At 68.8% G+C, this 24041-nt stretch carries 27 protein-coding genes; 14 read left to right on the forward strand and 13 right to left on the reverse strand.

Annotated elements, in window-relative coordinates; translation table 11 throughout:
* Positions 1-150 precede the first annotated feature (150 nt).
* The 6 genes from J2739_RS00945 to J2739_RS00970 form a co-directional block, all read right to left on the reverse strand.
* Positions 151-708, reverse strand: a complete 558-nt coding sequence (locus J2739_RS00945) for a DUF4142 domain-containing protein (protein WP_309897825.1) — start codon at positions 706-708, stop codon at positions 151-153.
* A complete protein-coding gene (locus J2739_RS00950; RefSeq protein WP_309897826.1) occupies positions 705-1625 on the reverse strand; it encodes a manganese catalase family protein in 921 nt (306 codons plus the stop codon). The genes J2739_RS00945 and J2739_RS00950 overlap by 4 nt, the downstream gene beginning before the upstream one ends.
* A gap of 178 nt (positions 1626-1803) precedes the next feature.
* On the reverse strand, positions 1804-2727 hold the full coding sequence (locus tag J2739_RS00955; protein ID WP_309897827.1) for a ZIP family metal transporter: 924 nt from the start codon (positions 2725-2727) through the stop codon (positions 1804-1806).
* 7 nt (positions 2728-2734) lie between these two features.
* A complete protein-coding gene (locus J2739_RS00960; RefSeq protein WP_309897828.1) occupies positions 2735-3334 on the reverse strand; it encodes a hemerythrin domain-containing protein in 600 nt (199 codons plus the stop codon).
* Positions 3335-3543: 209 nt separating this feature from the next.
* Positions 3544-3906 carry a DUF1161 domain-containing protein gene (locus J2739_RS00965; protein WP_309897829.1) on the reverse strand — a complete coding sequence of 121 codons (363 nt, stop codon included), beginning with the start codon at positions 3904-3906 and terminating at the stop codon, positions 3544-3546.
* Positions 3906-4142: a hypothetical protein gene (locus J2739_RS00970; protein WP_309897830.1), complete on the reverse strand. Its 237-nt coding sequence runs from the start codon at positions 4140-4142 to the stop codon at positions 3906-3908. The genes J2739_RS00965 and J2739_RS00970 overlap by 1 nt, the downstream gene beginning before the upstream one ends.
* 81 nt (positions 4143-4223) lie before the next feature.
* On the opposite strand from J2739_RS00970, the gene J2739_RS00975 reads away from it, so the two are divergent.
* Positions 4224-4373, forward strand: a complete 150-nt coding sequence (locus J2739_RS00975; protein WP_309897831.1) for a hypothetical protein — start codon at positions 4224-4226, stop codon at positions 4371-4373.
* Positions 4374-4470: 97 nt separating this feature from the next.
* Here J2739_RS00975 and J2739_RS00980 read toward each other — a convergent pair whose 3' ends face one another.
* The gene (locus tag J2739_RS00980; RefSeq protein ID WP_309897832.1) at positions 4471-5376 is read right to left on the reverse strand and encodes a LysR substrate-binding domain-containing protein; all 906 of its coding nucleotides are present in this window, start codon (positions 5374-5376) and stop codon (positions 4471-4473) included.
* A gap of 106 nt (positions 5377-5482) precedes the next feature.
* Between J2739_RS00980 and J2739_RS00985 the strand changes: the two genes are divergently transcribed.
* Positions 5483-6880, forward strand: a complete 1398-nt coding sequence (locus J2739_RS00985; RefSeq protein ID WP_309897833.1) for an FAD-binding oxidoreductase — start codon at positions 5483-5485, stop codon at positions 6878-6880.
* Positions 6881-6903: 23 nt separating this feature from the next.
* On the opposite strand, the gene J2739_RS00990 is transcribed toward J2739_RS00985, so the two are convergent.
* Complete coding sequence (locus J2739_RS00990; protein WP_309897834.1) at positions 6904-7302, reverse strand: nuclear transport factor 2 family protein; 399 nt, start codon at positions 7300-7302, stop codon at positions 6904-6906.
* Positions 7303-7589: 287 nt separating this feature from the next.
* Between J2739_RS00990 and J2739_RS00995 the strand changes: the two genes are divergently transcribed.
* The 6 genes from J2739_RS00995 to J2739_RS01020 all read left to right on the forward strand — a co-directional run bounded on the left by J2739_RS00995 (position 7590) and on the right by J2739_RS01020 (position 11874).
* Complete coding sequence (locus J2739_RS00995) at positions 7590-8066, forward strand: adhesin (RefSeq protein WP_309897835.1); 477 nt, start codon at positions 7590-7592, stop codon at positions 8064-8066.
* 192 nt (positions 8067-8258) lie between these two features.
* Positions 8259-8690: an arsenate reductase (glutaredoxin) gene (arsC, locus tag J2739_RS01000; RefSeq protein WP_309898687.1), complete on the forward strand. Its 432-nt coding sequence runs from the start codon at positions 8259-8261 to the stop codon at positions 8688-8690.
* A 5-nt stretch (positions 8691-8695) separates the two neighbouring features.
* Positions 8696-9586, forward strand: coding sequence for an alpha/beta fold hydrolase (locus J2739_RS01005; protein WP_309897836.1), 891 nt, complete (start codon positions 8696-8698; stop codon positions 9584-9586).
* Between the two features lie 259 nt (positions 9587-9845).
* Entirely contained in the window at positions 9846-10442 is a 597-nt protein-coding gene (locus J2739_RS01010) for an ATP-dependent Clp protease proteolytic subunit (protein WP_309897837.1), read from the forward strand.
* A gap of 181 nt (positions 10443-10623) precedes the next feature.
* A complete protein-coding gene (locus J2739_RS01015; protein ID WP_309897838.1) occupies positions 10624-10962 on the forward strand; it encodes a hypothetical protein in 339 nt (112 codons plus the stop codon).
* 84 nt (positions 10963-11046) lie between these two features.
* Positions 11047-11874 (forward strand): enoyl-CoA hydratase/isomerase family protein, encoded by an 828-nt coding sequence (locus J2739_RS01020; RefSeq protein ID WP_309897839.1) that lies wholly within the window; start codon positions 11047-11049, stop codon positions 11872-11874.
* Positions 11875-11878: 4 nt separating this feature from the next.
* Here J2739_RS01020 and J2739_RS01025 read toward each other — a convergent pair whose 3' ends face one another.
* Positions 11879-12154 (reverse strand): DUF2164 domain-containing protein, encoded by a 276-nt coding sequence (locus J2739_RS01025; RefSeq protein ID WP_309897840.1) that lies wholly within the window; start codon positions 12152-12154, stop codon positions 11879-11881.
* 103 nt (positions 12155-12257) lie between these two features.
* On the opposite strand from J2739_RS01025, the gene J2739_RS01030 reads away from it, so the two are divergent.
* Entirely contained in the window at positions 12258-13385 is a 1128-nt protein-coding gene (locus J2739_RS01030; protein WP_309897841.1) for a helix-turn-helix domain-containing protein, read from the forward strand.
* Positions 13386-13500: 115 nt separating this feature from the next.
* Positions 13501-14565 (forward strand): alpha/beta hydrolase family protein, encoded by a 1065-nt coding sequence (locus J2739_RS01035; protein WP_309897842.1) that lies wholly within the window; start codon positions 13501-13503, stop codon positions 14563-14565.
* 6 nt (positions 14566-14571) lie between these two features.
* Here J2739_RS01035 and J2739_RS01040 read toward each other — a convergent pair whose 3' ends face one another.
* Positions 14572-15675: a DnaJ C-terminal domain-containing protein gene (locus J2739_RS01040; protein WP_405053799.1), complete on the reverse strand. Its 1104-nt coding sequence runs from the start codon at positions 15673-15675 to the stop codon at positions 14572-14574.
* A gap of 368 nt (positions 15676-16043) precedes the next feature.
* On the opposite strand from J2739_RS01040, the gene J2739_RS01045 reads away from it, so the two are divergent.
* From J2739_RS01045 to J2739_RS01060, 4 genes are all read left to right on the forward strand, one after another.
* Positions 16044-17975, forward strand: a complete 1932-nt coding sequence (locus tag J2739_RS01045) for a PAS domain S-box protein (protein ID WP_309897844.1) — start codon at positions 16044-16046, stop codon at positions 17973-17975.
* 145 nt (positions 17976-18120) lie between these two features.
* Positions 18121-18723 (forward strand): DUF1326 domain-containing protein, encoded by a 603-nt coding sequence (locus J2739_RS01050; RefSeq protein WP_309897845.1) that lies wholly within the window; start codon positions 18121-18123, stop codon positions 18721-18723.
* A gap of 129 nt (positions 18724-18852) precedes the next feature.
* The gene (locus J2739_RS01055) at positions 18853-19683 is read left to right on the forward strand and encodes a DUF2182 domain-containing protein (RefSeq protein WP_309897846.1); all 831 of its coding nucleotides are present in this window, start codon (positions 18853-18855) and stop codon (positions 19681-19683) included.
* Positions 19676-20563, forward strand: coding sequence for a DMT family transporter (locus J2739_RS01060; RefSeq protein ID WP_309897847.1), 888 nt, complete (start codon positions 19676-19678; stop codon positions 20561-20563). Before J2739_RS01055 ends, J2739_RS01060 begins: the two co-directional genes overlap by 8 nt.
* A gap of 117 nt (positions 20564-20680) precedes the next feature.
* On the opposite strand, the gene J2739_RS01065 is transcribed toward J2739_RS01060, so the two are convergent.
* The 3 genes from J2739_RS01065 to boxB form a co-directional block, all read right to left on the reverse strand.
* A complete protein-coding gene (locus J2739_RS01065) occupies positions 20681-21121 on the reverse strand; it encodes a MaoC family dehydratase (RefSeq protein ID WP_309897848.1) in 441 nt (146 codons plus the stop codon).
* Between the two features lie 10 nt (positions 21122-21131).
* Positions 21132-22415 carry a benzoyl-CoA 2,3-epoxidase subunit BoxA gene (boxA, locus tag J2739_RS01070; RefSeq protein WP_309897849.1) on the reverse strand — a complete coding sequence of 428 codons (1284 nt, stop codon included), beginning with the start codon at positions 22413-22415 and terminating at the stop codon, positions 21132-21134.
* A gap of 191 nt (positions 22416-22606) precedes the next feature.
* Complete coding sequence (boxB, locus tag J2739_RS01075) at positions 22607-24034, reverse strand: benzoyl-CoA 2,3-epoxidase subunit BoxB (protein WP_309897850.1); 1428 nt, start codon at positions 24032-24034, stop codon at positions 22607-22609.
* Between the last annotated feature and the right edge of the window lie 7 nt (positions 24035-24041).

A 24041-nucleotide genomic window follows, 5' to 3' on the forward strand; every position in this document is an offset into this window, starting at 1 on the left:
CGGTACAAGGAAGAGCCTGCCCGCCCGAGCAGCCCGGCCTCGTAGGAAAAACCTGCATCGTCCTACCCGCGAAAGGCGGACGCGCCGGAGCCCCGAGACCCGGGTTTTTCAAGCTGCCGCCGGACCAGCTGCTGTCCATGGAACCGCCGGCTATTTCTTGCTGCCCGCAAGCTTCTGCGCTTCGGCGAGGTGCTCCTTCAGCGTCGGCAGGGTCTTCGTGGCCCACGCCTTCACGTCCGCATCCTTGGCGGAGCGGGAAGCCATCTCGAACAGCTTGATGTCCTCCTGGTGATCGCTCACGCCGACCTTCTGGATGAAGGCGCGGTCGAAGGAAGCGCCGCTGCGGTTGTTCTCGATCATCGCCATCTTTTTCTTCTTGTCCGCAGGGACATCCTTCGGCAGCTCGACCGACTTGCTGGCGGCCAGCGCCTTGAGCTCGTCGTTGGCGGCCGTGTGATCCTTCACCAGCATCTCGGCGAACTGCTTGACGTCGGCGGACTCGGCTTTCTGCGAGGCCATCTTCGCGATCTCGACCTCGTACAGGCCGCCGCCCGCGGCCTTGGTCATGAAGGTGCGATCGCTGGCGCTCACGGTCTGCGAAGCGGCCCTGGCGCGCGCGGCGGGCGGGTCGGCGGCGCGCACCGGCTGGATGCCGGCCAGGAGGGCGGCGGTCGCAGCGGCGGCGAATGCAAGCGTGGTCTTGTTCATTTCTTCGGCTCCTTTCCAAGTTGCGCGGTCACGTTCTTCAGCGTGTCGGCTTCCGACATGCCCAGCTCGGCGCCGGTCTGCGGATCGCTGGAAGGGTCGGACGCGGTGCGCTGCGCCATCTGCTGCACCAAGGCCTGTTCATTCGCTTGCAGCGTCGCCGTCGCTTCGCCGCCACCGCCGTCCACCCCCATCTGCTGCTCGGGTGCGTCGATGTATTGCCAGTTCGGACCCTCGTTCCACGGGCCGCGCACCTCGCCGCCCTTCGACATGTCGAAGTAGACGTCGGTGAACTGCGGCATGCCCGGCTGCTTGCCCGGCGGGAAGTTCGGCGAAATGGCATACAGCGCCTTCTCGAAGGACTTCTGGTGCGCGATCTCGCGCGTCATCAGGAAGCCCAGCGCTTCCTTCACGCCGGGGTCGTCGGTGCAAGCCATCAGGCGCTCGTAGATGATCTTGGCGCGCGCCTCGGCCGCGATGTTGGAGCGCAGGTCCGCGGTGGGCTCGCCGATGCTGTCGATGTAGGCCGAGCTCCACGGCACGCCGGCGGAGTTCGTCAGAGCGGGGCCGCCGCCGTAGAGGACCTGGGTCAGGTGGCTGTCGTTGCCTGCACCGGTGATGCGCCGGTACATCTCGCCCTCGGCCTCCACCGCCTCGGCCAGTTGGCCCTTGGCGCCCTTGTTGAGCATGCCCACGATGGTGCCGATCACCTCCAGGTGACTGAGCTCTTCGGTGGCGATGTCGAACAGCATGTCCCTGCGGCCGGGATCGTCTTCGCCGACGGCCTGGGTGAAGTAGCGCATGGCCGCTGCGAGCTCGCCTTGCGGCCCGCCGAACTGCTCGAGCATCAGGTTGGCCAGGCCGGGATTGCACTCGCCGACCCGCACGGTGTATTGAAGGCGTTTGTTGTGAGAGAACATGAGCGTCCTTGAACAGAGGGTTGAGAAGAGGGTTGAAGAAGGCATGGTGGCCGCGGAAAAACCACTGTCGATGGCTTGCGAATGGGCCCTCCTCGGGATGCGCCGGCTCTCGGTGTAGTCCTGCATTACGCGACGACGTCCACGGGTATTGATGAGTGGACGAAGGCGCCCGCGCCGCTCAGGCCAGGGCCGTGTCCAGCAGCATCATGACCACGAAGCCCAGCATCAGCCCGATGGTCGCGGCGGCTTCGTGGCCCGCGCGGTGCGACTCCGGAATGATCTCGTGGCTGATGACGAAGAGCATCGCGCCGGCCGCCAGCGCGAGCCCCCAGGGCAGCAGCGCGACCGAGAGCGAGATGACCGCGGCGCCGAACACCGACATCGCCGGCTCGACCAGCCCCGACAGCACGCCCAGCCCCGCGCTGAGCAGCCGGCCGTAGCCGACGCTGCGCAGCGCGAGCGCGACCACTAGGCCTTCGGGCACGTCCTGGATGGCGATGCCGGTCGCCAGCGCAGTCGCGCCCACCGGGTCGGAGCCCGCGAAGGCGACGCCGATCGCCAGGCCCTCCGGCAGGTTGTGCAGGGCGATGGCGAGCACGAACAGCCAGACGCGCCGCACGCTGCGCGCCTGCGGGCCTTCGAGCCCCTTCACGAAATGCTCGTGCGGCACCCACCGGTCGATGGCCAACAGCAGGCCCGCGCCGAGCAGGATGCCGATCCCGACGATGGTCCCGGCGCCCCAGCCACCCGCCCCCTGCGCCTTCGCCGCGGAGAGCGCGGGAATGACCAGCGAAAAGGCGCTCGCGGCCAGCATCACGCCCGCGCCGAAGCCGAGCATGCTGTCGTAGGTGCGCTGGGAAAACTGCTGCGACAGCAGCACGGGCAGCGTGCCCAGCCCGGTGGCCAGGGCCGCGAAGAGGCCGCCGACCAGGGCGCCGCGCAGGCGCGGATCGTCCCCGCCGACGGCTTCGAAGCCCTGCCAGCCCAGCAGCGCGGCGCCGAACAGGACGATGGCGAATCCGATGCTGCGGCGCCACGCCAGCCGGGACGAAGCGGCCGCGCGACGTTGCCCGAGCACACCGGAATCGGGCAGCCAATGCATGGCGCGCTCAGCTGCGCAGCGATTTACCGGTGCGCGTGCCGCGCGACACGCGCGCGATCAGCAGGCCGGCCGCGGCCACCGCGGCGATCGACAGCGCCGCCGTATTGCCCGAGGCGGCGCGCCCCATGTTCAGCGCGATCTCGCCGCTGCGCGGCGCCACCAGCTGCAGGCGCCGCTTGGTCATCTCGGTGCCGAGCTCGCCGAGCCGGTCGCCGAGCACGCGCTCCGCTTCCGGCAGCACCGTGGTCTCCTCGTCGGCGACGTGATGCATGACGGCGCGCATGAGCGACATGAAGGTGCTGTCGTAGTCGACCGCCTCCGGCTCCATGCGCCGCAGCAGGTCGATCAGGCGCCGCATCTCCGCGTGCTCGGCCACGCTGTCACCGAGCAGCTCGCCCTGCCCGGCTTCGCGCATGGCGGGGTAGAAGATTTCCTCTTCGAGCTGCGCGTGGATCTCGAGCGCCGTGCAGATAGTCTTCACCAGCCCCGTCTTCACGCGCGAGGAGGCGCTGGCCTTGTACTGGTGGAAGGTGGACATCACGTGCGTGTGGTCGATGCGGATCATGTTGGTCACGGTCGGCATCAGGTGGGAGACGAGGCTGGTCATAGCGACCTCCCGACGATCCGCTGGGTGTCGAGCAGGCTGCGGCCATCTTGCATCGAGGTCGGCATCGTGGTCTCCATGGAAGGTTGTGGATCGAGGATGCGGAGAATGGCCGCTCGGCGAAGCGCTCGCGTAGGAAGGCGTCGCAAGCTTCTAGCGGCAGGCAGCCCGCCTTCGCGCGATGCCTTCTTCGAGCGGGGGATGCGCCGGATCTACCTGCGGCAGTCGCCGCCCATGTTCACCGTGCCGTCCCTGCATTCCGTCAGCATCGGCTCGTCGCGCGATCCTGCGGCCGTCGGCGCGGGCTGTTGCGCCGGACGGATCGCGGGGACCGCGCCATGGGTGGGCCCGGGCTCGTACACGATCTTCTTGGTGCCGAGGTCGCAGGTGCCGACCACGCGCCCGCCGGCGTCGGCCGTGGCATCCACCGTCGTGAGGGTGAACTGCACGACGCCCGACGCCCGGATCTTCGCGTCGATCTGGGCCACCAGCGCCTCGCAGCTGCCCGCTGCGTGCACGGCGCCCGCGCAGGCCAGCAGCGCCATGGCGGCGAGGGAACGGCTTGCGATAGCCATCAGGCGTAGTTCGTGATGCGGCGACGCGGGTAGGAGGTCGCGGCGAGGCGGCTCAGCAGCTCGAGTTCGCGCGCCTCCTCGGCTTCTTGCAGGCTCCTGGCGGCGCGCTGCGCCACGTACTGCTCGAACAGCGCGTCGACCGCCTCCTGCCATCGGCCGCTGCCATCCTCCGGCAACTCGGGAACGGCCACGCCGTTGCAGCGCAGGAGGTGGGCTTTGTGGGCAGTGGCGAGCATAGTGTTCTCCGGGTCGTCGCGATGTCCAGGGCAATTTAGCCATCGTGCAGGCCCCTGCCATCGGCCGCTTGGCGTATGCGCATGTCGGACAAAGGTCATGCCTCGATGTCGCATTCCTTCCTGCGCGTGGCGCTGCCGCCCGGGGAGGACGTCGCGGTCATCGCCTACCGGATCGAAACTTGCGGGCAGCACCGCCTGTCAAGCCACGCACTGACCAATGCCGCGCCGTGAGCGGCTGGCTCGCGTTGCCGGCAGTGCTGTGCTGGGGGCACGGCGCACCCGAAGCCAGAATGGCGTCGTGAGGGATCTCGATCCCATACACGCCCGCTCAAATGACGGATCTCATCCAGGCCGAGAAGGATTCGATCGTTGCCGCGCGCGGACTCAGTGGCATCGAGACGACATAAAAGCCATACCCTGGCAGCGACAGCGGGTGCGCCTTGACGAGCGCCCCACTGTTCAACTCGCGGCTGACGACGATGTCGCTGCAGATCGCCACGCCTTGCCCGGCGACGACTGCATCGATCGCATGAATCTCCTCGCGAAAGCTCAGGTCCCATCGCTTGTCGATGTCCAGGTCAGGATCGATCGAACGCGCCATGGCAAGCCATTGGCGCCAGGTGGGGGCGTCGGGATCGCGGCTCCTCCAATCGAAATGGATCAAGGGAAAGCGCAAAAGGTCGGCGACGCGCTGGATGGCCCCGTCTTCGTTCGCCAACAAGGCCGGGCTGCAGACGGGAAAGTAGGTGTCGCGGCAGATCTCGCGCGCTGGAAGGTCGAGGGGCTGCTGACGTGCGTAGCGGATCGCCACGTCGGCGGCGCCGGAGCGAAGATCCAGCACCGTGTCCGTCCCGATGATTTCCAAGGGCAGCATCGGGTTGGCTTCGCGCCAGTTCGGCAGGCGCGGGACCAACCATCGGCTTGCGAAGGCGCTGGGGCTCGTGACCCGCAGAGGGCGCTGCACATCGGGTTCGGCGAGCGCGGCAATCGCGCTCGCAAGGACATCGAAGCCATTGCGCAGCGCCGGAAACAACGTCGCGCCCACGCTCGTCAGCACGAGCGGTCGTGGCCGCCGTTGGAACAACTGCCGACCGCACGTTTCCTCCAACAAGCGGATCTGGTGGCTGATCGCGGTCGGCGTCACGCCGAGCTCGGCCGCGGCGGCCTTGAAACTGCCGTGCCGCGCGGCCGCCTCGAACGCGTGCAGCGAGCGCAGAGGCGGAAGCTTTCTCATGCGCCCACTGTAGATGAACTTTTCTCATCTCACAGCTGAGATCTTAGAGTTTGCGGCAGCCGCACGCCCGTGAAATCATGGTCCCGCAAGACTGGAGGACCGTTCAATGGACCACAAGCAACTGCCGCAGACGGACACGCTCCCCGGGACCTCGGCCGTGCCGGCCATCGATCGGCTCCGTCACCATGTGAGGGGTGAGTTGGTCCAGCCCGGCGACCCCGCCTACGAGGGGGCCCGCAAGGTCTGGAACGGCGCGGTCGATAAACGACCTGCCGCGATCGTCTATTGCACCAGCGCCGACGACGTCATCCAGGCCGTGACCTTCGCCAGGGCGACCCACCATCTTGTTGCGGTTCGCAGTGGCGGCCACAACGTCGCGGGGCTCTCGGTCTGCGATGGCGGAATCGTCATCGACCTGTCTCGCATGAAGGCGGTCGAGGTCGATCCCGTGCGCCGCGTCGTACGGGCCGAGGCGGGACTCAGCCTGGGCGAATTCGATGCCGCCACGCAGGCCCACGGCCTGGCGACGACGATGGGCGTCAACAGCGACACCGGCATTGCCGGGCTGACGCTCGGCGGCGGCTTCGGCAAGCTCGGGCGCAAATACGGGCTCACGTGCGACAACCTCATCGCGGCCGACATCGTGACGGCCGACGGTCGTCTGTTGCGCGCGAGCGCTTCCGAACATCCCGACCTGTTCTGGGGCCTGCGAGGCGGGGGCGGCAATTTCGGCATCGTCACGGCCTTTGAATACCAGCTTCACGAGGTTGGCCCTGATCTGCTCGTCGGCTCCGTGCTTTACCGCTACGACCATGCGCGCGGCGCGATCAAGTTCTATCACGAGTTCTCGCGCAGGGCCGCCGATGACCTCAGCATCGACGCTGCCCTGGTCACCCTTCCGACAGGCGAACGCGCCTTCAACATTTCCGCCTGCTACGTCGGCCCTCCCGCCGCCGGCGAGGACGCGCTCGCTTCGCTCCTGAAGTTCGGCTCGCCGATCGAGAGCAGCCTGGCTACTCGTTCCTACCTTGAAATTCAGTCCGCCGGCGACATTCTTTTTCCGCGCGGGCGCCGCTATTACTGGAAAGCGCAGTTCCTCCGCGAGATCAGCGACGGCGCGATCGACGCGCTCCTGGAGATCTATCCCAAGGCCCCTTCGCCCGCCGCGGTGCTGGTTTTCCAGCAGGTTGGCGGTGCGATCGCCCGCATTCCGTCCTCCGAATCCCCGTATGCGAACCGCGACGCGCTGTACGACTGCTTCCCGCTCGCGATCTGGGACAGCCCGGCGGACGACGAAGCCAATATCAGCTGGGCCCGCGAGCTATGGAGCGCCGTGAGCCCCTATTCGACGGGCGGTGTCTACGCCAACAATCTGGGCGATGAAGGCGAGGATCGGGTCCGCGCCGCCTATGGCGAGAACTATGCGCGGCTCGTCGCACTGAAGAACCAATACGACCCGACCAATTTTTTCTGCCTCAATCAAAACATCAGGCCCATCGTCTGATGGATGGGCAAGGTCATGGAGCGCTAGCGAGGCGCCATCGACGGACGGTTCTTGCGATAGGAGTTCTTCAGCGCGATCTTGCGGTCGCGGAACGTGAACAGATCGCACCCATTCACTTCGACGTGGGTGCCGTCATGCCGGGTGCCGGTGAAGATCCACTCCGACACCCCACGATCTCCGCAAACGAAGTGATGGGCGTTGTCCCAATGCGCATCGGGGAAGGTCGTCCAGACCTCCTCGAAGGCGGCCCGCACGGCCTCCCGGCCCTGGTAGCGCGCGCCGCACGCGTCGGGGCCCGCGGAGGCTTCGAAGACGCAATCGTCCGTCATGAACGACATCAAGGCTTCGGCATCGTGCCGATTGAATGCATCAGCGAACGATTGGAGGAATTCCGTGGTGAGCTCCGCAAGAACGTTCGACATTCGATGCTCCTTTCCGACGGAAGCTCATGACTGCCGGCTTGCTGCCGGACCTTCGAATCGTGCGCCTGATGAAGGGCTTGTCAAGCTCGCGTAAAGATATTCCACATGAGGCCGCAGGGCTAACGCAGCACACACCGATGTCGCTGACGGCCACTTCTCACAGCAGGCCCCGGCCCTGCCTCACGAGCTGACCTTTGCGACCGCCCCTATGGTTCACCCCGAACCGGCCCTCGAGGCTGGTTCGTTTTTTATCAGTGACCATTCATCCATGAAAGGGACCGTCACACATGAAGAAGCAACACAACACTCGCATCGCCCTCGGCGCCTTGCTCGCAGGCCTCCTGGCCACCAGCGGCATCGCAGTCCATGCACAGACAGTGAAGACGCCGAATGTCGGCGTGGGCGTCGGCGCGCAGGCCGACGTGAATGCATCGGGTGGCGCGGGCGCGTCGCAGCAGCAGGGCGAGCAGCGCCAGCAGCGCGGCGCACGCGCCGGAGGCTCCGCGCAGACGCGCGCAGGTGCGAATGCGGGCGCCGACACGGGCGCCTCTTCTTCCTCGTCGCCAGCCAGCACGGTGGGCAACACGCTCGGTGGCGTCGGCTCCACGCTGAGCGGTGGGGTGCAGAGCGCGACCGGCGCGGTGGGCGGCGCCACCAATGCGGTGGGCGGCGCGACGAACGCGGTGGGCGGCGCCGCGGGTGCGCTCGGCGCCGGTGCCGGCGGACAGGCGCAGGGCTCGGGCGCGATCGGCGTCAAGAAGTAAGCGGGCCAGTGGCATCGAGAACGCGGCTCCACCCAACGCGCCCTCGCCCTGCTCCGCTCCCCTGAAGAAACGCAAAGCCCGCGGCGCTCGCGCTGCGGGCTTTTTTGCGCGTGCATGTGCATGTCACATGAAGACGCCATCATCGCGCGCATGGGCAAGCGCCCCTCCCGCTCGTTGTTCGAGAATCGCCTGATGTTCCAACCGCCGATCACCATCTATCACAACCCCGCCTGCGGCACTTCGCGCAACGTGCTCGCACTGATCCGCCACGCGGGTCTCGAGCCCACGGTCGTCGAATACCTGAGGACGCCGCCGAGCCGCGAGCAGCTGCGCAGCATCGCGGCCGCCACAGGCGAGCCGCTGCGTGCGTTGCTGCGCGAGAAGGGCACCCCCTATGCCGAGCTGGACCTGGGCAATCCGAAGTGGAGCGACGACGAGCTGCTCGATTTCATCGGCCAGCACCCGATCCTGCTGAACCGCCCGATCGTCATCACGCCGCTGGGCACCAAGCTCTGCCGGCCCTCCGAAGAAGTGCTGGAGATCCTGCCCGTGGGCAAGCTCGCGCCCTTCACCAAGTCCGACGGCGAAGTGATCGAGGACAGCGGCACGCGCCGCGGAGGCTGAGTGCGATGCACGGCTTCGAATCGCTCGAGATCGACGCCGGCGAGACCCGCATCTTCGTGCGCCGCGGCGGCTCGGGCCCGCCGCTGTTGCTGCTGCACGGCTTTCCCCAGACGCACCTGATGTGGCGCAGCGTGGCACCGAGGCTGGCGCACGACTTCACGACCGTGTGCGCCGACCTGCGCGGCTATGGGCGCAGCGGCTGCCCGGTCTCGTCCGCCGACCATGCGCCTTATGCGAAGCGGGCCATGGCGCGCGACATGGTGCGGGTGATGGAGCAGCTGGGCTTCACGCGCTTCGCGCTCGCGGGGCATGACCGCGGCGGGCGGGTCGCGTACCGCCTCGCGCTGGACCATCCGGACCGCGTGCAGCGCCTCGCGGTGCTCGACATCCTGCCGACGGAGACGGTGTGGGCGCGTGCCGATGCGCGGCTCGCGCTGGGCTACTGGCCGTGGTCGCTGCTGGCGCAGCCCGCGCCGCTGCCTGAATCGCTGTTGGCCGCCGCGCCCGAGGCGATGGTGGACAACGCGCTGGGCGCTTGGGGCTCGCCCGCCGATGCATTTCCGCAGGACGTGCGCGCGGCGTATGTGAATGCGCTGCGCGATCCGGCCCATGCGCATGCCATCTGCGAAGAGTACCGCGCTGCGGCAACGATCGATCGTGCGCACGACCAGGCGGATCTCGCGGCCGGACGGCGCATCCGCTGCCCGCTGCTGGCGCTGTGGAGCAGCGGCGGCGCGCTGGACAATTGGTACGCCGACGCGGGCGGGCCGCTCGCGCTGTGGCGTGCATGGGCCGACGAGGTGCAAGGCCACGCCATCGAGGCCGGGCACTTCTTCCCGGAAGAAGCGCCCGACCTCACTGCGGAGGCCTTGAGGCGCTTCTTCCTGGCTCCCTGAGGGGCGAGGCGGGTGCCTCGCGTGACAGCATCGAATTCCTGGCGCGTTGGAGCCCATCGTACGGAGATGCGCGCCGCTTGACGATCCCGCATCCACGCGACGCGCGGATGCGGGGCGGCGAGACGGCATCCGCGTGGCCGGCAGTGCTTCTTCGTTTTCTTCGAGAATGGGCCACGGGCGCGCGCAGCGCCTGCCATGCATCGGGTTCGCCTTCAGGGGCGGGCCTGTTCGTCATCGCACCCGCACAACGAGGAGCACCATGGAAACCCCTGAAGAAGACGCACCGGGCGGCCCGGCAGGCGAGCCGCGCAGCAGTTCCTATCTCGAAGAGAAAGCCTTCAAGTCGCGCACGTTGCTGATCTTCGGCGCCATCACCGACGCGGCGGCGCGCGACGTGACACGCCGGCTGATCGCGCTGGACGCCGACAGCAACGCGCCCATCGACATCCTGGTGAGCTCGCCCGGCGGCCACCTGGAGTCGGGCGATGCGATCCACGACGTGGTGCGCTTCATCGCGGCGCCGGTGCGCATGATCGGCACCGGCTGGGTGGGCAGCGCGGCGACGCACCTGTACCTGGCAGCCCCGCGCGAACGGCGCTTCTGCCTGCCGAACACGCGCTTCCTGATCCACCAGCCCAGCGGCGGCGCCGGGGGGCCGGCGAGCGACATCGCGATCCATGCGCAGGAGATCATCAAGGCGCGCGAGCGCATCGCCCGCACCATCGCCCGCGAGACCGGCAAGTCCTTCGACTCGGTGATGGCCGACATCGAGCGCGACCGCTGGCTGTCGGCGGAGGAGGCGGTGGAGTACGGGCTGGTGTCGCGCATCATCGAGCGCAAGAGCGAGCTCGGCTAGGCGTGGATCGAGCGCCTCGAGGCGCTCGATCGTCACACGCGAGTACATGTGAAAACATTTCTGTCTCGCCGCAACAGCACTGCGCGGCATGAATGATTGCGGCGCGGCCCGAACGCTTGTCCCGCCGGGCGTGCTTCGGATAAGGTGGTCGGCTTGCCAGCCGCCTCGTCCCCCCCTCTTCATGAACAAGCCCCTTCTGACATCGCTCGCCCTCGCCGCCTGCTGCGCGGCCGCCCTGGCGCAAACGCCGAAGGTCCCGATCGAAAGCAACGACGAGGGCTCGATCTACGTGAGCCCCAACCTGTCGCCGAACGAGAAGTCGGCCACGGCCAACGGCGGGACGCTGGGCCTGCAACGCAAGGACGGCAGCGGTGTCTATGGCGGCATGGATACCTCGGGCAGGCGCCCCAACTACTCGCTGGGCGCCAGCACGGGCGGCGATGTCTCCTTCTCCGCGGGTGCAAGCACGGACGGGAAGGACAACAAGGGCATCAAGGCGGGCGTGACGATCCGGTACTAGGCAACGGGACGCGCCGGGTCCGGCAGCGCAGGGCCGGGCAGAGGGTGGAAGATCGGGGCTTTTCCACCCGACGAGGATCGAGACATGCCCAACGAATCCCCCTACGCGCACTACAGCGCGCTCACGCTCAAGCCCCACCCGAACGGCATCCTCGAGGTGGTGATGGGCGCCTCGCAGAGCGCAAACAAGAAGCTCTCGACCGCCGATCACAACCTGCACCGCGAACTGGCCTCGATCTGGAGCGACATCGACAAGGACCCGCAAACGCGTGTGGCGCTGATCCGCGGTGAGGGCAAGGGGTTCTCCGCCGGCGGCGACCTCGGTCTGGTGGAGGACATGGCGAACGACTTCAACGTGCGCGCGCGCGTCTGGCGCGAGGCACGCGACCTGGTCTACAACGTGATCAACTGTTCCAAGCCGGTGGTCTCGGCCATGCACGGCCCGGCCGTGGGCGCGGGGCTGGTCGCGGGGCTGCTGGCCGACGTGTCGATCGCCAGCACCACGGCGCGCATCATCGACGGGCACACGCGCCTGGGCGTGGCAGCCGGCGACCACGCGGCGATCGTGTGGCCGCTGCTGTGCGGCATGGCCAAGGCCAAGTACTACCTGATGCTGTGCGAGGCGGTGTCGGGCGAGGAGGCGGAGCGCATCGGCCTCGTCTCGCTGGCGGTGCCGGAGGACCAGCTGGTGGCCAAGGCCTTCGAGGTGGCCGAGAAGCTCGCCGCGGGCTCGCAGACCGCCATCCGCTGGACCAAGTACGCGCTCAACAACTGGCTGCGCCTGGCCGGGCCCGCGTTCGACAGCTCGCTGGCGCTGGAATTCCTGGGCTTCTCGGGGCCGGACGTGCAGGAGGGCATCGCCTCCCTGCGCGAGAAGCGCAGCCCGAAGTTCGATCCGTCCTGCCCGTTCTGATCCTTCACTTCCTGGCCTTGCGCTGGGCGTCGTACCTGCGCCAGTACTGGAATTCGTCCTCGTGCACCTCGAGGTCGAGTTCCGAGATGCGCACCTGCAGCCGCTCCTGGACTTCCGCCACGGCCTGGTTGTAGATGACAGGCCCGATCTCCTCGACGAAAAAGCTCAACAGCGCACCCGCGGCGATGTTGCCGATACGCTCTTCCATGTTCTCCTGGAAGTAGCGCTCGATCGACTTGATCGCTTCGCTCCTGGCTTCCTTGTTCAGCTCGATGGTCATGGCGATACGGCTCCGTGGTGTCGACGGCCACTGTAAGGTGAGCGGGGCGCCGATCCAAGTCCCGACGGCTCGCCTGCTACCCTGTCGCGCCCTGCTTTACCCCATGACCGACGCCCTGCCCTTGACCCTTTTCGATGCCGCGCTGCGCGGCATGGTGCTGGCCCTGCTGCTGCTCCTGGCCTGGGTGCTGGGCCGCGATCGCCCGCGCCTGCCCGCCGCCCGTGCGGCGCTCGCGATGACACTGGGGCTGGCGGTGCAGGTGATCAGCTCGACGCCGCTGTTCGAAGCGCAGGTACCGCGCCTGTGGCAGGCGCCGCTGGTCGCGGTCTCGGTCGCCAACGGCGTGCTGTTCTGGATCTTCGTGCAGGCGCTGTTCGACGACGACTTCGCGCTCCGGCCGCTGCATGCGGCCGCGTGGCTGGCGGTGGCGGCGCTGGCCGGCTTCAATTGCGCGGTGATGAACGGCAGCGCCTCGGTGCTGGCGCCGTTGACGATCGGCCTGCAGCGCGGCGTGCCGTTGTTGTTCGCGATGCTGGCCACGATCGCGGCAGCGGCGCATTGGCGCGCGGACCTGGTCGAAGGCCGGCGCCGGCTGCGCGCCTTCATCGTGGTGACGGGCGTGGTTTATACGCTGGCGATGCTGGCTGCGCGCCTGGCCTCGCCGCAGGGCCGGCTCTCCGGCGCGACCGCGACGGTCGACGCCGCGCTGCTGCTGCTGATCGTGGCGGTCACCGCCTTCTGGATGCTGCGGCTGGCCGGCTCCGAGATCTTCCCGTCGGAGCGCGTCGTCGCGGCCTCGCCGGTGCCGCGCGGTGAATCCGCCGAGGCCGCGCGCCCGGCAGCCGCGGATGGCGCGGAGCCGCCCGCGCCCGATCCGGCCGACCAGGCATTGGCCGAGGCGCTGCAACGCCTGATGGACGAGGAGCGTGCCTACCGCGCCGAAGACCTGAGCATCGCCGGCCTGGCGGCGCGGCTGGGCACGCCCGAGTACCGGCTTCGTCGCCTGATCAACCAGCGCCTGGGCCACCGCAACTTCAACGCCTTCGTCAACGGCTTCCGGCTCGCCGAAGCGCGTGCCGCCCTGGCCGACCCGATGCGGCGCTCGCGGCCGGTGCTGGCGATCGCGCTGGAGGCCGGCTTCCAATCCATCGGGCCTTTCAACCGCGCCTTCAAGGCGGCCACCGGGCTCACGCCCACCGAGTACCGCCGGGAAAAGCTGGCCGATTCCTGAAATCGGCGAGCCGAAAGATGCGTTTCGTCGCATTCGGCAAGACCGGGCGGGCGCGGCAGGGCATCGTCCGCAGCACCGCAGGCAGGTGCCTTCGGATCAACGAAGAGGAGTGAGCATGAAGCGTTCTTTGCGTTTGCTGGCGTCCGCGCTGGCGCTGTTGCTGTCGGGCGTCGCCCAGGCCACCATGGGCCTTGGCGAGATCGCCGCGACGGCGAAGGACGGACCGGTGACGCTGTACTACCCGTCCGCCGATGCCGAGCAGCCGACCCGGCGGGGGCCTTTCGTGCTGCAAGTGGCGCCGCAAGGCCAGCCGGTGCGCGGCAACGGGCGCCTGGTGGTGATCTCGCACGGCTCGGGCGGCGCCCCCTGGGTGCACGCGGACCTGGCGCGCAGCCTGGTGCAGGCCGGCTTCGTGGTCGCCATGCCCGAGCACCGCGCCGACAACTACAAGGACGGCAGCGACCCCGGCCCCGACAGCTGGACGTTGCGCCCGGCCGAAGTCTCCCGCGCGATCGACGCCGTCGGCCGCGACCCGCGCTTCGCGCCGCTGCTGGCGCTGGACAAGGTCGGCGTCTACGGCATGTCGGCCGGTGGCCACACCGCGCTGAGCCTGGCGGGCGGGCGCTGGTCGCCGGCCGGCTTCAAGCGGCACTGCGAGGCGCACCTGGAGGAGGACTTCCAGACCTGCGTCGGGCTGCTGACCCGCCTGACCGGCGGGCCGCTGGACGGCATTCGCAAATGGGCCGCGCTCGCGGTGATCCGCTGGCGCTTCGGCGACGACACGCCGCGCGTGCACGCCGATGCGCGGGTGGCGGCCGTGGTGGCCGGGGTGCCGGCGGCCGCCGACTTCGACATGGCCTCGCTGGCCGCGCCGCCGGTGCCGCTGGGGCTGGTCACGGCGAAGCAGGACCGTTGGCTGATCCCGCGTTTCCACAGCGACCGGGTGCTGGCGGCCTGCACGCCCTGCGAGCGGATCGCCGACCTGCCGACGGCCGGGCACGGGGCCTTGCTGTCGCCCCCGCCGCCGGGGCTGACGGGCCTGATCGGCGACATGCTCAACGACCCGCCGGGCTTCGATCGCGCGGCCACGATGCCGGAGGTGGACCGCAGGATCACCGCCTTCTTCGCGAAGCACCTGCTGCAGGAGCGGGGCGCGCGCGGAGCGGCGTCGGCCGGATGACGCCCGTCAGCCGCGCAGGCCGCGCTCCCATGTGCGCAGGCTGCGCTGCCACGCCTGGAGCCGCTCGTCCATGGCCTCGCCGCCGGACGTGGTCGCGCAAAGCTGGTCCAGCAGGATCTGTTGGTCGGTGCTGAGCCGCTCCGGGAACACCGGTACCAGCGTGACCCACTGGTCGCCGCGTGCGCCGCGCCGCTCCGTCGGAAAGCCCTGGCCCTTCAGGCAGTAGGACAGCCGGCCGCGGCTGAGCTGCAGCGGCTGCAGGCCGGAGAGGGTCGGCACCTGCGCCTGGCGGCCGGCGATCCAGGTGAAGGCGTCGACCGGGACCTCGCATCGGAGGGTGCCGTCGTCGTCCAGCTCGAAGAAGGCATGGTCGAGCAGCTCGACGCGGATTTCGAGATCGGCGGGAAGCCGCTCGGGGCGCAGGCGCCGCCCGTCGACGTGGAGCAGATCGCCACGGCGCACGCCATGCGGAATGCGGACCTTGGCCTGGTAGCTGCGCGCGGCCGTCTTGCCGGAGCCCCGGCAGGCCGCGCACGGCTGCCGGGCGATGCCGCCACCCAGGCAGGCCTCGCACTCGGCAAGCCCGGTGGGCCAGCCGAAGAAGGAGCGCTTGGGCACGGCGCCCGAGCCGCCGCATCGAACGCAATTGCCGCCGAGCACCTGGTGGCCGGCACCCTCGCAGCTTCGGCAGGTCTCGGTGATCTTGCCCCGCAGCACCTTGATGCAGCCGGCCGCGGCCTCCTCGAGCGTCAGCTTCACCTTGCGGTGGATGGGCCGCCGCTGCCGGCCCGTGCCGGGCTCGTCGCGGAAGGCGGTCGCGCCGTCCTCGCCGTGCTCGTCGAATCCGGCGCCGGGGTCCGTCGCCGGGCCGGGGGCGGCTTCCTCGGCGTCGGTGGCCGACGGTTCGGGCGCAGCGGCCCGGAAGCCGGCGCGGCGGATCTCCTCGAAGGCCTGGTTGATGCGCTGCATCTTGGCCACGGCGCCGGCGCTGCCATTGCGGTCCGGGTGCCATTGCGAGGCCAGGCGACGCCAGGCCGCCTTCACTTCGCTCTCGCTCGCATCTGATGCCAAACCCAATTCGGCGAAAGCGTCGTTGGTGCCCAAGCGCACATCCTCATCGCGGCCCGCCGTCCGGGACGAAGGTCCATGGAGGCGGCAGCACCGTCTGCGCGAATGCTAGCCGAAGGCAGTGGCGCACTGGCGACAGAAGCGCGCGCTCCGGCTGCGATCCGACAGCCGGCGTGCCGACTTGGCGCGTTCGGCCGATCCCTGCCCGACGCCCTGACGCCCGTGGCATCACGCGCGAAAACCCGGGCATCTGTCCGACTTCTGGGTTGCGCGGGCGTCGGTAGACTGCCGCGATTCGCCCCGGCTGCATCCAGATTCCGCGTCACGCTCCGGACGCACCGGCTCCACGGCGCCGCGCCTGGCCGCTTGGCGGATGCGGCCACCCGGCCTCGATCGATCGACAGGACGCAATGGCAGATGCCAGCGACAACCCGCCGCCCGGCTCGCTCCCGCCAGCCGTGACCCGGCCGAGCGACGCGGACTACCGGCTGCTGGTCGACGCGGTGGGCGACTACGCGATCTTCCTGCTGGACCCGGGCGGCGTGGTGCGCAGCTGGAACGCCGGCGCGCGCCGGATCAAGGGCTACGAGGAGCACGAGATCGTCGGGCGCCACTTCTCCCTGTTCTACCCGCCCGAGCAGCTCGAACGCGGCTGGCCCGAGCATGAACTGAAGGTGGCGCGCGAGGTCGGCCGCTTCGAGGACGAGGGCTGGCGCGTGCGCAAGGACGGGACCCGCTTCTGGGCGAACGTCATCATCACCCGGCTGATCGACAACGAGGGCGCCTTCCGCGGCTTCTCCAAGATCACGCGCGACCTCACGGACCGCCGCCACCACGAAGAGCAGCTGCGCATGAGCGAGGAGCGCTTCCGCCTGCTGGTCGAAGGCGTCAAGGACTATGCGATCTTCATGCTCGACCCCGACGGCATTGTCGTCAGCTGGAACTCGGGAGCGCGCCGCTTCAAGGGCTACGAGGCCGTGGAGATCATCGGCCGGCATTTCTCGGTGTTCTATCCGCCCGAGGTGGCGGCACGCGGCTGGCCCGAGCAGGAGCTGCGCCTCGCGAGGCGCGACGGCCGCTTCGAGGAAGAAGGCTGGCGCCTGCGCAAGGACGGCACCCGCTTCTGGGCCAACGTGGTGATCACGGCCCTGCACGATGCCGACGGCACGCTGCGCGGCTTCGCCAAGTTGACGCGCGATCTCACCGATCGCCGCCGCATCAGCTCCCTGGAGGACGAAGGCCGGCGCATCAGCACCTTCCTGGCCATGCTGGGCCACGAGCTGCGCAACCCGCTGGCGCCGATCTCGAACGCGCTCGCGCTGATGGCCCGCGAGAAGATGGAGAGCCGGACGCTGCGGCTGGCGCAGGACACGATCTCGCGCCAGCTCAAGCAACTGATCCGGCTGGTGGACGACTTGCTGGATGTCGGCCGCGTCACGAGCGGCAAGATCCGGCTCGAAGCCAAGCCGGTCGATCTGAAGTGGGTGGTGCTGGAGGCCGTCGAGGCGATGTCGCCGGCGGCTGCGGACAAGGGCCAGCGGCTGCACAGCGAGATCGAGGAGACGCCGCTGTGGATCACCGGCGACCGCGCCCGCATGATCCAGGTGATGTGCAACCTGCTCGGCAACGCGATCAAGTTCACGCCGCCCGGCGGCCACGTGCAGGTGCATGCCGGCCGCGACGGCGAGCACGCCGTGCTGAGCGTGCGCGACGACGGGCCGGGCATTGCCCATCAGGACATCCAGCGCATCTTCAATCTCTTCGAGCAGGGCGAGCAGGACATCGCGCGGCTGCAGGGCGGCCTGGGCCTGGGGCTGAGTCTGGTCCAGCAGCTGGTCGGCCTGCACCGCGGAGACGTCGCCGCATACAGCAAGGGCGTGCCGGGCGAAGGCAGCGAGTTCGTGGTCCGGCTGCCCCTGGCGCCTCCCCCGGCCCTGCCCGAAAAAACCACGGAGGCCGGCACGCAGGTCAACGGCCGGCCGACGGTGCTCGTGGTGGACGACAACCGCGACTCGGCCCAGACCATGGCCGCGCTGATGGAGACGCTGGGCTGCCACGCGCTCGTGCGCCACGACGGCGAGGCCGGGCTCGAGGCCATCAAGCGGCTGGCACCGGACCTGGTGCTGCTGGACATCGGGCTGCCCGGCATCAGCGGCCTGGAAGTGGCCCGGCGCGCGCGCTCGGAGATCGAGCATCCGCCGCCGCTCATCGCCGTGACCGGCTACGGCCAGGAGCACGACCGGCAGCTGAGCTTCGACGCCGGCTTTTTTGCACACATGACCAAGCCGGTGGACGTGACCCAGCTCGAAGACCTGCTCAGGCGCCTGCTCGACAGGCGCTAGGCGCCGGCGCCAGACCCCGTCGAAGCGAAGCGGCCCGGCCATTCGGCACATGGACGCGCGCCCGCACCGGGCGTAGCATCCTCTTCCCCCTTGCCGCCACAGCCGCGGCGACAAGTCCGTCAGCCATGCTTCAACGGAGGTCGGAATGAGCTATCACCTGGAAGGACGCCTGCTCGAGGTCTGCAACTGCAATGTGCTGTGCCCCTGCTGGATCGGCGAGGACCCGGACAACGGCACCTGCGACACCATCGTCGCCTGGCGCATCGACAAGGGAACGGTCGACGGCCTCGACGTCGGCGGCAACACCATCGCGGCGGTGGCCCATGTGCCCGGCAACATCCTGGAAGGCAACTGGACCGCGGCCATCTACGTGGACGACAACGCCTCCAAGGAGCAGGAGGAAGCGCTGCTCAAGGTGTACACCGGCCAGGCAGGCGGGCCGATCGCCGACCTGGCCAAGCTGATCGGCACGGTGGTGTCCGTGGAGCGGGCGCCCATCGGCTTCCACGTGAACGAGGGCAGCGGCAAGCTGTCGATCGGCAGCGACTACTACGCCGAGCTCGAGCCCTACCGCGGCGCGACCGGCGGCCAGACGGTACTGTCGGACACCGTGTTCTCCACCGTGCCTGGCGCACCGGTCTTCGTCGGCAAGGCGCCGGTCTATCGCTCGAAGAATGCCGCGATCGGCATCGACGTCGACATCAAGAACCACAACGCGCTGCAAAGCACCTTCGTCTTCGACGCGTGAAGCCATGAGCGCCGCACGGCCGCTCCGAAGGCGCTCGCACCGCAGTGCGGAGCACGAAGGTTGCCTGATGAGCGCCGCACGGCCGCTCCGCGCTGCTCACACGGCGGGGCGTCGCACGAAGGCCGTCCAATGAGCACCCCTGCGGGCATCGCGCGGCCCCTTGCGCCGCGCTCCGGCGCCGCGCGCCACCGGCGGGTCTTCCTGCCGCTGCTCGTGGCGCTGGCCGGGCTGGCCTGGCTGGCGCTGTGGGCCTGGGCGCGCAGCCCCTACGGACGCTACCTGGAACACGGCGACTGGGTGTCCTCGGGCCCCGCCGCCTTCCTGTGCCGCGCCCTGCCCGCCGGCGAGCTGCTGGTGCCCGCGCTGCTCTACGCGCTGGCCTGGATCCTCATGACCGCGGCCATGATGCTGCCGACCACCTTGTCGCTGTTCAACGTGTTCGATCGAATGACCGCGCGGCGGCCGGACCACGCGCGCCTGCTGGTGCTGCTCGGCCTCGGCTACATGGCGGTGTGGGGCGTCTTCGGCTTGCTGGCGCATGGGCTGCACGCGCTGATCCTCGCGCTGGTCGAACGCTCGCCCACGCTCGCCTGGCACGGCTGGCTGATCGGCGCTGCGACCTTCGCGCTCGCCGGCGCCTTTCAGTTCAGCCCGCTCAAGCACCAGTGCCTGGACAAGTGCCGCACACCGCTGGGCTTCGTCATCGAGCACTGGCGCGGACCGGCGCCCGCGCGCCAGGCCTTTGCGCTGGGCGCGCATCACGGCCTGTTCTGCGTGGGCTGCTGCTGGGCGCTGATGCTGCTGATGTTCGCGCTGGGGACCGGCAGCCTGGGCTGGATGCTGTTGCTGGCGGTGCTGATGGCGATCGAGAAGAACCTGCCCTGGGGCCGCCGCTTGAGCGCGCCGCTGGGCATCGCGCTGCTGCTGGGGGCCCTGGTCGTGGTGATCGCCCATGCCTGAGGGGCGCGATGCCCGTGTGGCATGGCAGGCCATCCTGCTCACCGCCGTGGCCATGCTCGCCTTTGCTGCCAATTCGCTGCTGTGCCGGATGGCGCTGCAGCAGCGCGGCATCGACCCGGCGAGCTTCGGCAGTATCCGGCTGGTGTCGGGGGCGTTCATGCTGATGCTGATCGTGCGGCTGCGCTCGAAGCATGCACCGGCCGGACGCGCCGACTGGCTGGCCGCGGCGATGCTGTTCGCGTATGTCGCCTTCTTCTCCTTTGCCTACCTCAGCCTCTCGGCCGGGACCGGTGCGCTGATCCTGTTCGGCGCGGTGCAGCTCACGATGTTCAGCGCGGGCCTGCGCGCCGGCGAGATGTTCGGGCCGCTGGCGTGGTCGGGCTTCGTGCTGGCTTTCGGGGGACTGGTGTACCTGGTCTCCCCGGGGCTCGCCGCGCCGCCGCCGCTGGGCGCGGGCCTGATGGCGGTCGCCGGGGTGGCCTGGGGCGTGTACTCGCTGCGCGGGCGCGGCGTGGCCGATCCGCTGGCGGCCACGGCGCGCAACTTCGTGCGGGCGGCGCCGATGGCGCTGGCGCTGAGCGTGGTGCTCGTGTCCCAGGCGCATGCGGACCGCGCCGGCATCGCGCTGGCCATCGCCTCGGGAGCGATCACCTCGGGGTTGGGCTATGTGATCTGGTATGCGGCGCTGCCCAAGCTCACGGCCTTGCGCGCGGCCACGGTGCAGTTGTCGGTGCCGCCGATTGCGGCGTTCGGCGGGGTGCTGTTTCTGGCGGAGGCGATCACGCCGAGGCTGATGCTTTGCTCGGTGGCGATCCTCGGGGGAATCGGGCTGGTGCTGGCGGGGAAGACGAGGATGGCGCGGTCGCAGGCGAGGCGCTGACCATCCGCCTCGTCACGCAAGAAGCGAAGAAGAACAAGGCGACCCGCATCCAGTTTGGACGCGAATTGCGGCATGGACAGCCTCGCACCTCCTCGCTGCACCGGCTTCATCAACGCTTCACTGCGCCTCGAGCTTGAACAAACTCGTCGCCTCCAGATCCAGCGCCACCTGCTCACGCTGATTGAACAGCCGCCAGCGCCACCGCAGAATCCCCAGCGTCGGCCGCTTCTCCGAACGCCGCACCTCGATCACATCGGCCACCAGCCGCAGTGCATCGCCCGGCCGCACGGGATTCGGCCACTTCACATACGCCAGCCCTGGCGATGCAAAAGACTCCGACCCCGCCAGTGCCGCATCGGTCACCAGACGCATCGCGATGCCGCCGGTATGCCAGCCGCTGGCGATCAGTCCGCCGAACGGTCCCTCGGCGGCCGCTTCGGCGTCGGTGTGGAACCACTGCGGGTCGTAGGCCTTGGCGAACTGCAGCACCTCGGCTTCGGTGACGAGATAAGGCCCGGCCTCGATGACCTGCCCTGCATGGAATTCGGCGAACTTCATGCCGCCGAGCTTAGTAGGTCTCGAGGTGCAGGCGCCCTTCGCGCTTGAGCGCGGCACCGATGGTGTCCCAGTCGAGGCCCGCCTCCGTCGCGACGTCGCGCAGCGCGAGCACCACTCCCTCTTCCATGCTCTTCAGGCCGCAGACGTAGAAGTGGCTCTGCCCGTCCTTCAGCAGCGCGGCCAGGTCGGCGGCGCGCTCGCGCATCACGTCCTGCACGTAGCGCTTGGGCTGGCCGGGCGTGCGCGAGAAGGCGAAGTTGATGTCGATGAAGTCCTTGGGCAGGGTCTGCAGCGGGCCGAAGTACGGCAGCTCCTGCTGCGTGCGCGCACCGAAGAAAAGCAGGAGCTTGCCGCCCTCGAACTTGCCGCTCTTGCGCAGGCGCCGGCGCCACTCGGTCATGGCGCGCATGGGCGCGCTGCCGGTGCCGGTGCAGATCATCACGATGTGCGACTTCGGATGGTTGGGCATCAGGAAGGAAGTGCCGAAGGGCCCGATGACCTGGACCTTGTCGCCGACCTTGAGGTCGCACACGTAGTTGCTGCACACGCCGCGCACCGGCTTGCCCTGGTGGTCCTGGAGCACGCGCTTCACCGTCAGCGAGATGTTGTTGTAGCCGGGCCGCTCGCCATTGCGCGGACTGGCAATGGAGTACTGGCGCGCGAAGTGCGGCTTGCCGTTGGCATCTGTGCCCGGCGGAATGATGGCGATGGACTGGCCCTCCAGCACGGGGAAGGGCATGGACCCGAGGTCGAGCACGATGTGGTGCGTCTGGTTCTCGTACCCGGCCTCGGTGCAGTTGAAGTTGCCGACCACGGTGGCCGTGGTGGGGCTCTTCGGCGGGAACAGGTTGGTGTACGCGTGCGCGGCCGACCAGGGCGGCACGGTGGCGCCGTACTGCGCGGAGTTGAAGGGCTGCTCGCCGGGGGCGGAAGGCGGCTGCGGCGCGGCCGCGGGCTGCGCCTGCATCACCACCTCGTCGGACGAGGCAATGCCCTCGGCCTCCAGCTGCTCGGGCGTGAGTTCGGCGGGGAGCTCGTCCCAGGTGAACTGCTCCTCGATCGAATAGGCGCGCGCCACGGGCATGGTGCGCCAGTTGTCGATGGAACCCGTCGGGCAGGGCGAGATGCAGGCCATGCAGCTGTTGCAGACGTCAGCGCGCACGACGTAATTGCGGTCGTCGTGCGTGATGGCGTTGACGGGGCAGGTGGCCTCGCAGGTGTTGCAGCGGATGCAGATCTCGGGATCGATCAGGTGCTGCTTGATGACGCCGAGTTGGATGGTGGCCGTGTCCATGTCTTTATCTCCTTTGCCGCCCCGGACAGTCATCACCGTTCAAGGCTCATCTACCGCCCCAGGGCCGCGCAAAGCGCCAGCCCCTTCGTGAAACACCGCGGAACCGGCTTCGCCGGGCCGCTGGTGTTGCCCCCGGTAGGGGGTGGGCGCCCGGACACGAAGTGCCGGGCAACCTGGGGGCGAGCAACAGTTCATCCGAAGCGAACGTATTCGAAATCCACCGGCTGGCGGTTGATGCCCATCACAGGCGGCGCGATCCAGTTGGCGAACTTGCCGGGCTCGACCACGCGACCCATCAACGATGCCACGAAGGCGAAGTCCTCGGGCGTCGGCAGCCATTCGCTCTTCTTCGCAGCCCATTCGGCTTCGCTCACCACGCGGCCGTCGGGCGACAGCTTGATGCCGGCCAGCGCGCCGATCTGGCGGTTGAAGGCCTTGTGCGGGACGGTCAGGCGGGTCGGGATGCCGGCCTTTTCGAGGACCTTGTTCCAGCGGCTCACGCCGGCGACCGAGTCCTTGATGAAGTCGTCGCGCAGGACTTCGTTCAGCGCGTTGAGCATCGGCACGTCCTTCTCGACCAGCTGGCCGTTCTGGACTTCGAGCACCTTGTAGGTCTGGCCCTTGAGCACGTGGTCGTCGGTGCGCTTGCCCTCTTCGTAGCGGCCCTTCAGGCCCGAGCTGTAGAAGGTGGCGGCGTTGCTCGACTGGTCGGCGCCGAACAGGTCGATGGTGACGCTGTAGTGGAAGTTCAGGTAGCGCTGGATGGTGCCGAGGTCGATCGCGCCGGCCGCGCGCACTTTCTGCGGGTCGTCGGTCTTGAGCTCGTTCATGACCTGCGCCGTGCGCTGCAGCACGCGCGAGACGCCGCTCTCGCCGACGAACATGTGGTGCGCTTCTTCGGTCAGCATGAACTTCGTGGTGCGCGCGAGCGGATCGAAGGCGCTTTCGGCCAGCGCCGACAGCTGGAACTTGCCGTCGCGGTCGGTGAAGTAGGTGAACATGAAGAAGGCCAGCCAGTCCGGCGTCTTCTCGTTGAAGGCGCCGAGGATGCGCGGGTGGTCCTGGTCACCGGACTGGCGCTGCAGCAGCGCCTCGGCCTCCTCGCGGCCGTCGCGGCCGAAGTACTTGTGCAGCAGGTAGACCATCGCCCAGAGGTGGCGGCCTTCTTCCACGTTGACCTGGAAGAGGTTGCGCAGGTCGTACTGGCTCGGGCAGGTCAGGCCGAGGTGGCGCTGCTGTTCCACCGAGGCCGGCTCGGTGTCGCCCTGGGTGACGATGATGCGGCGCAGGTTCGCGCGGTGCTCGCCGGGCACGTCCTGCCAGGCCTTCTCTCCCAGGGAATCGCCGAAGTGGATCTTGCGTTCCGCATCGCCCGGGTTGAGGAAGATGCCCCACCGGTAGTCGCGCATCTTCACGTGGCCGAACTGGGCCCAGCCGTTCGGATCGACGCTCACCGCGGTGCGCAGGTAGACGTCGTAGTTGGTCGACCCCTCCGGGCCGACGTCGTCCCACCAGTGGATGAAGTTCGGCTGCCAGCCTTCGAGCGCGCGCTGCAGCGTGCGGTCTTCGCCCAGGTTGACGTTGTTGGGAATCTTCTCGCTGTAGTTGATCGTGCTCATGACGGGT

Source organism: Variovorax soli (genome assembly GCF_031454625.1).
GTDB lineage: Bacteria > Pseudomonadota > Gammaproteobacteria > Burkholderiales > Burkholderiaceae_C > Variovorax > Variovorax soli_A.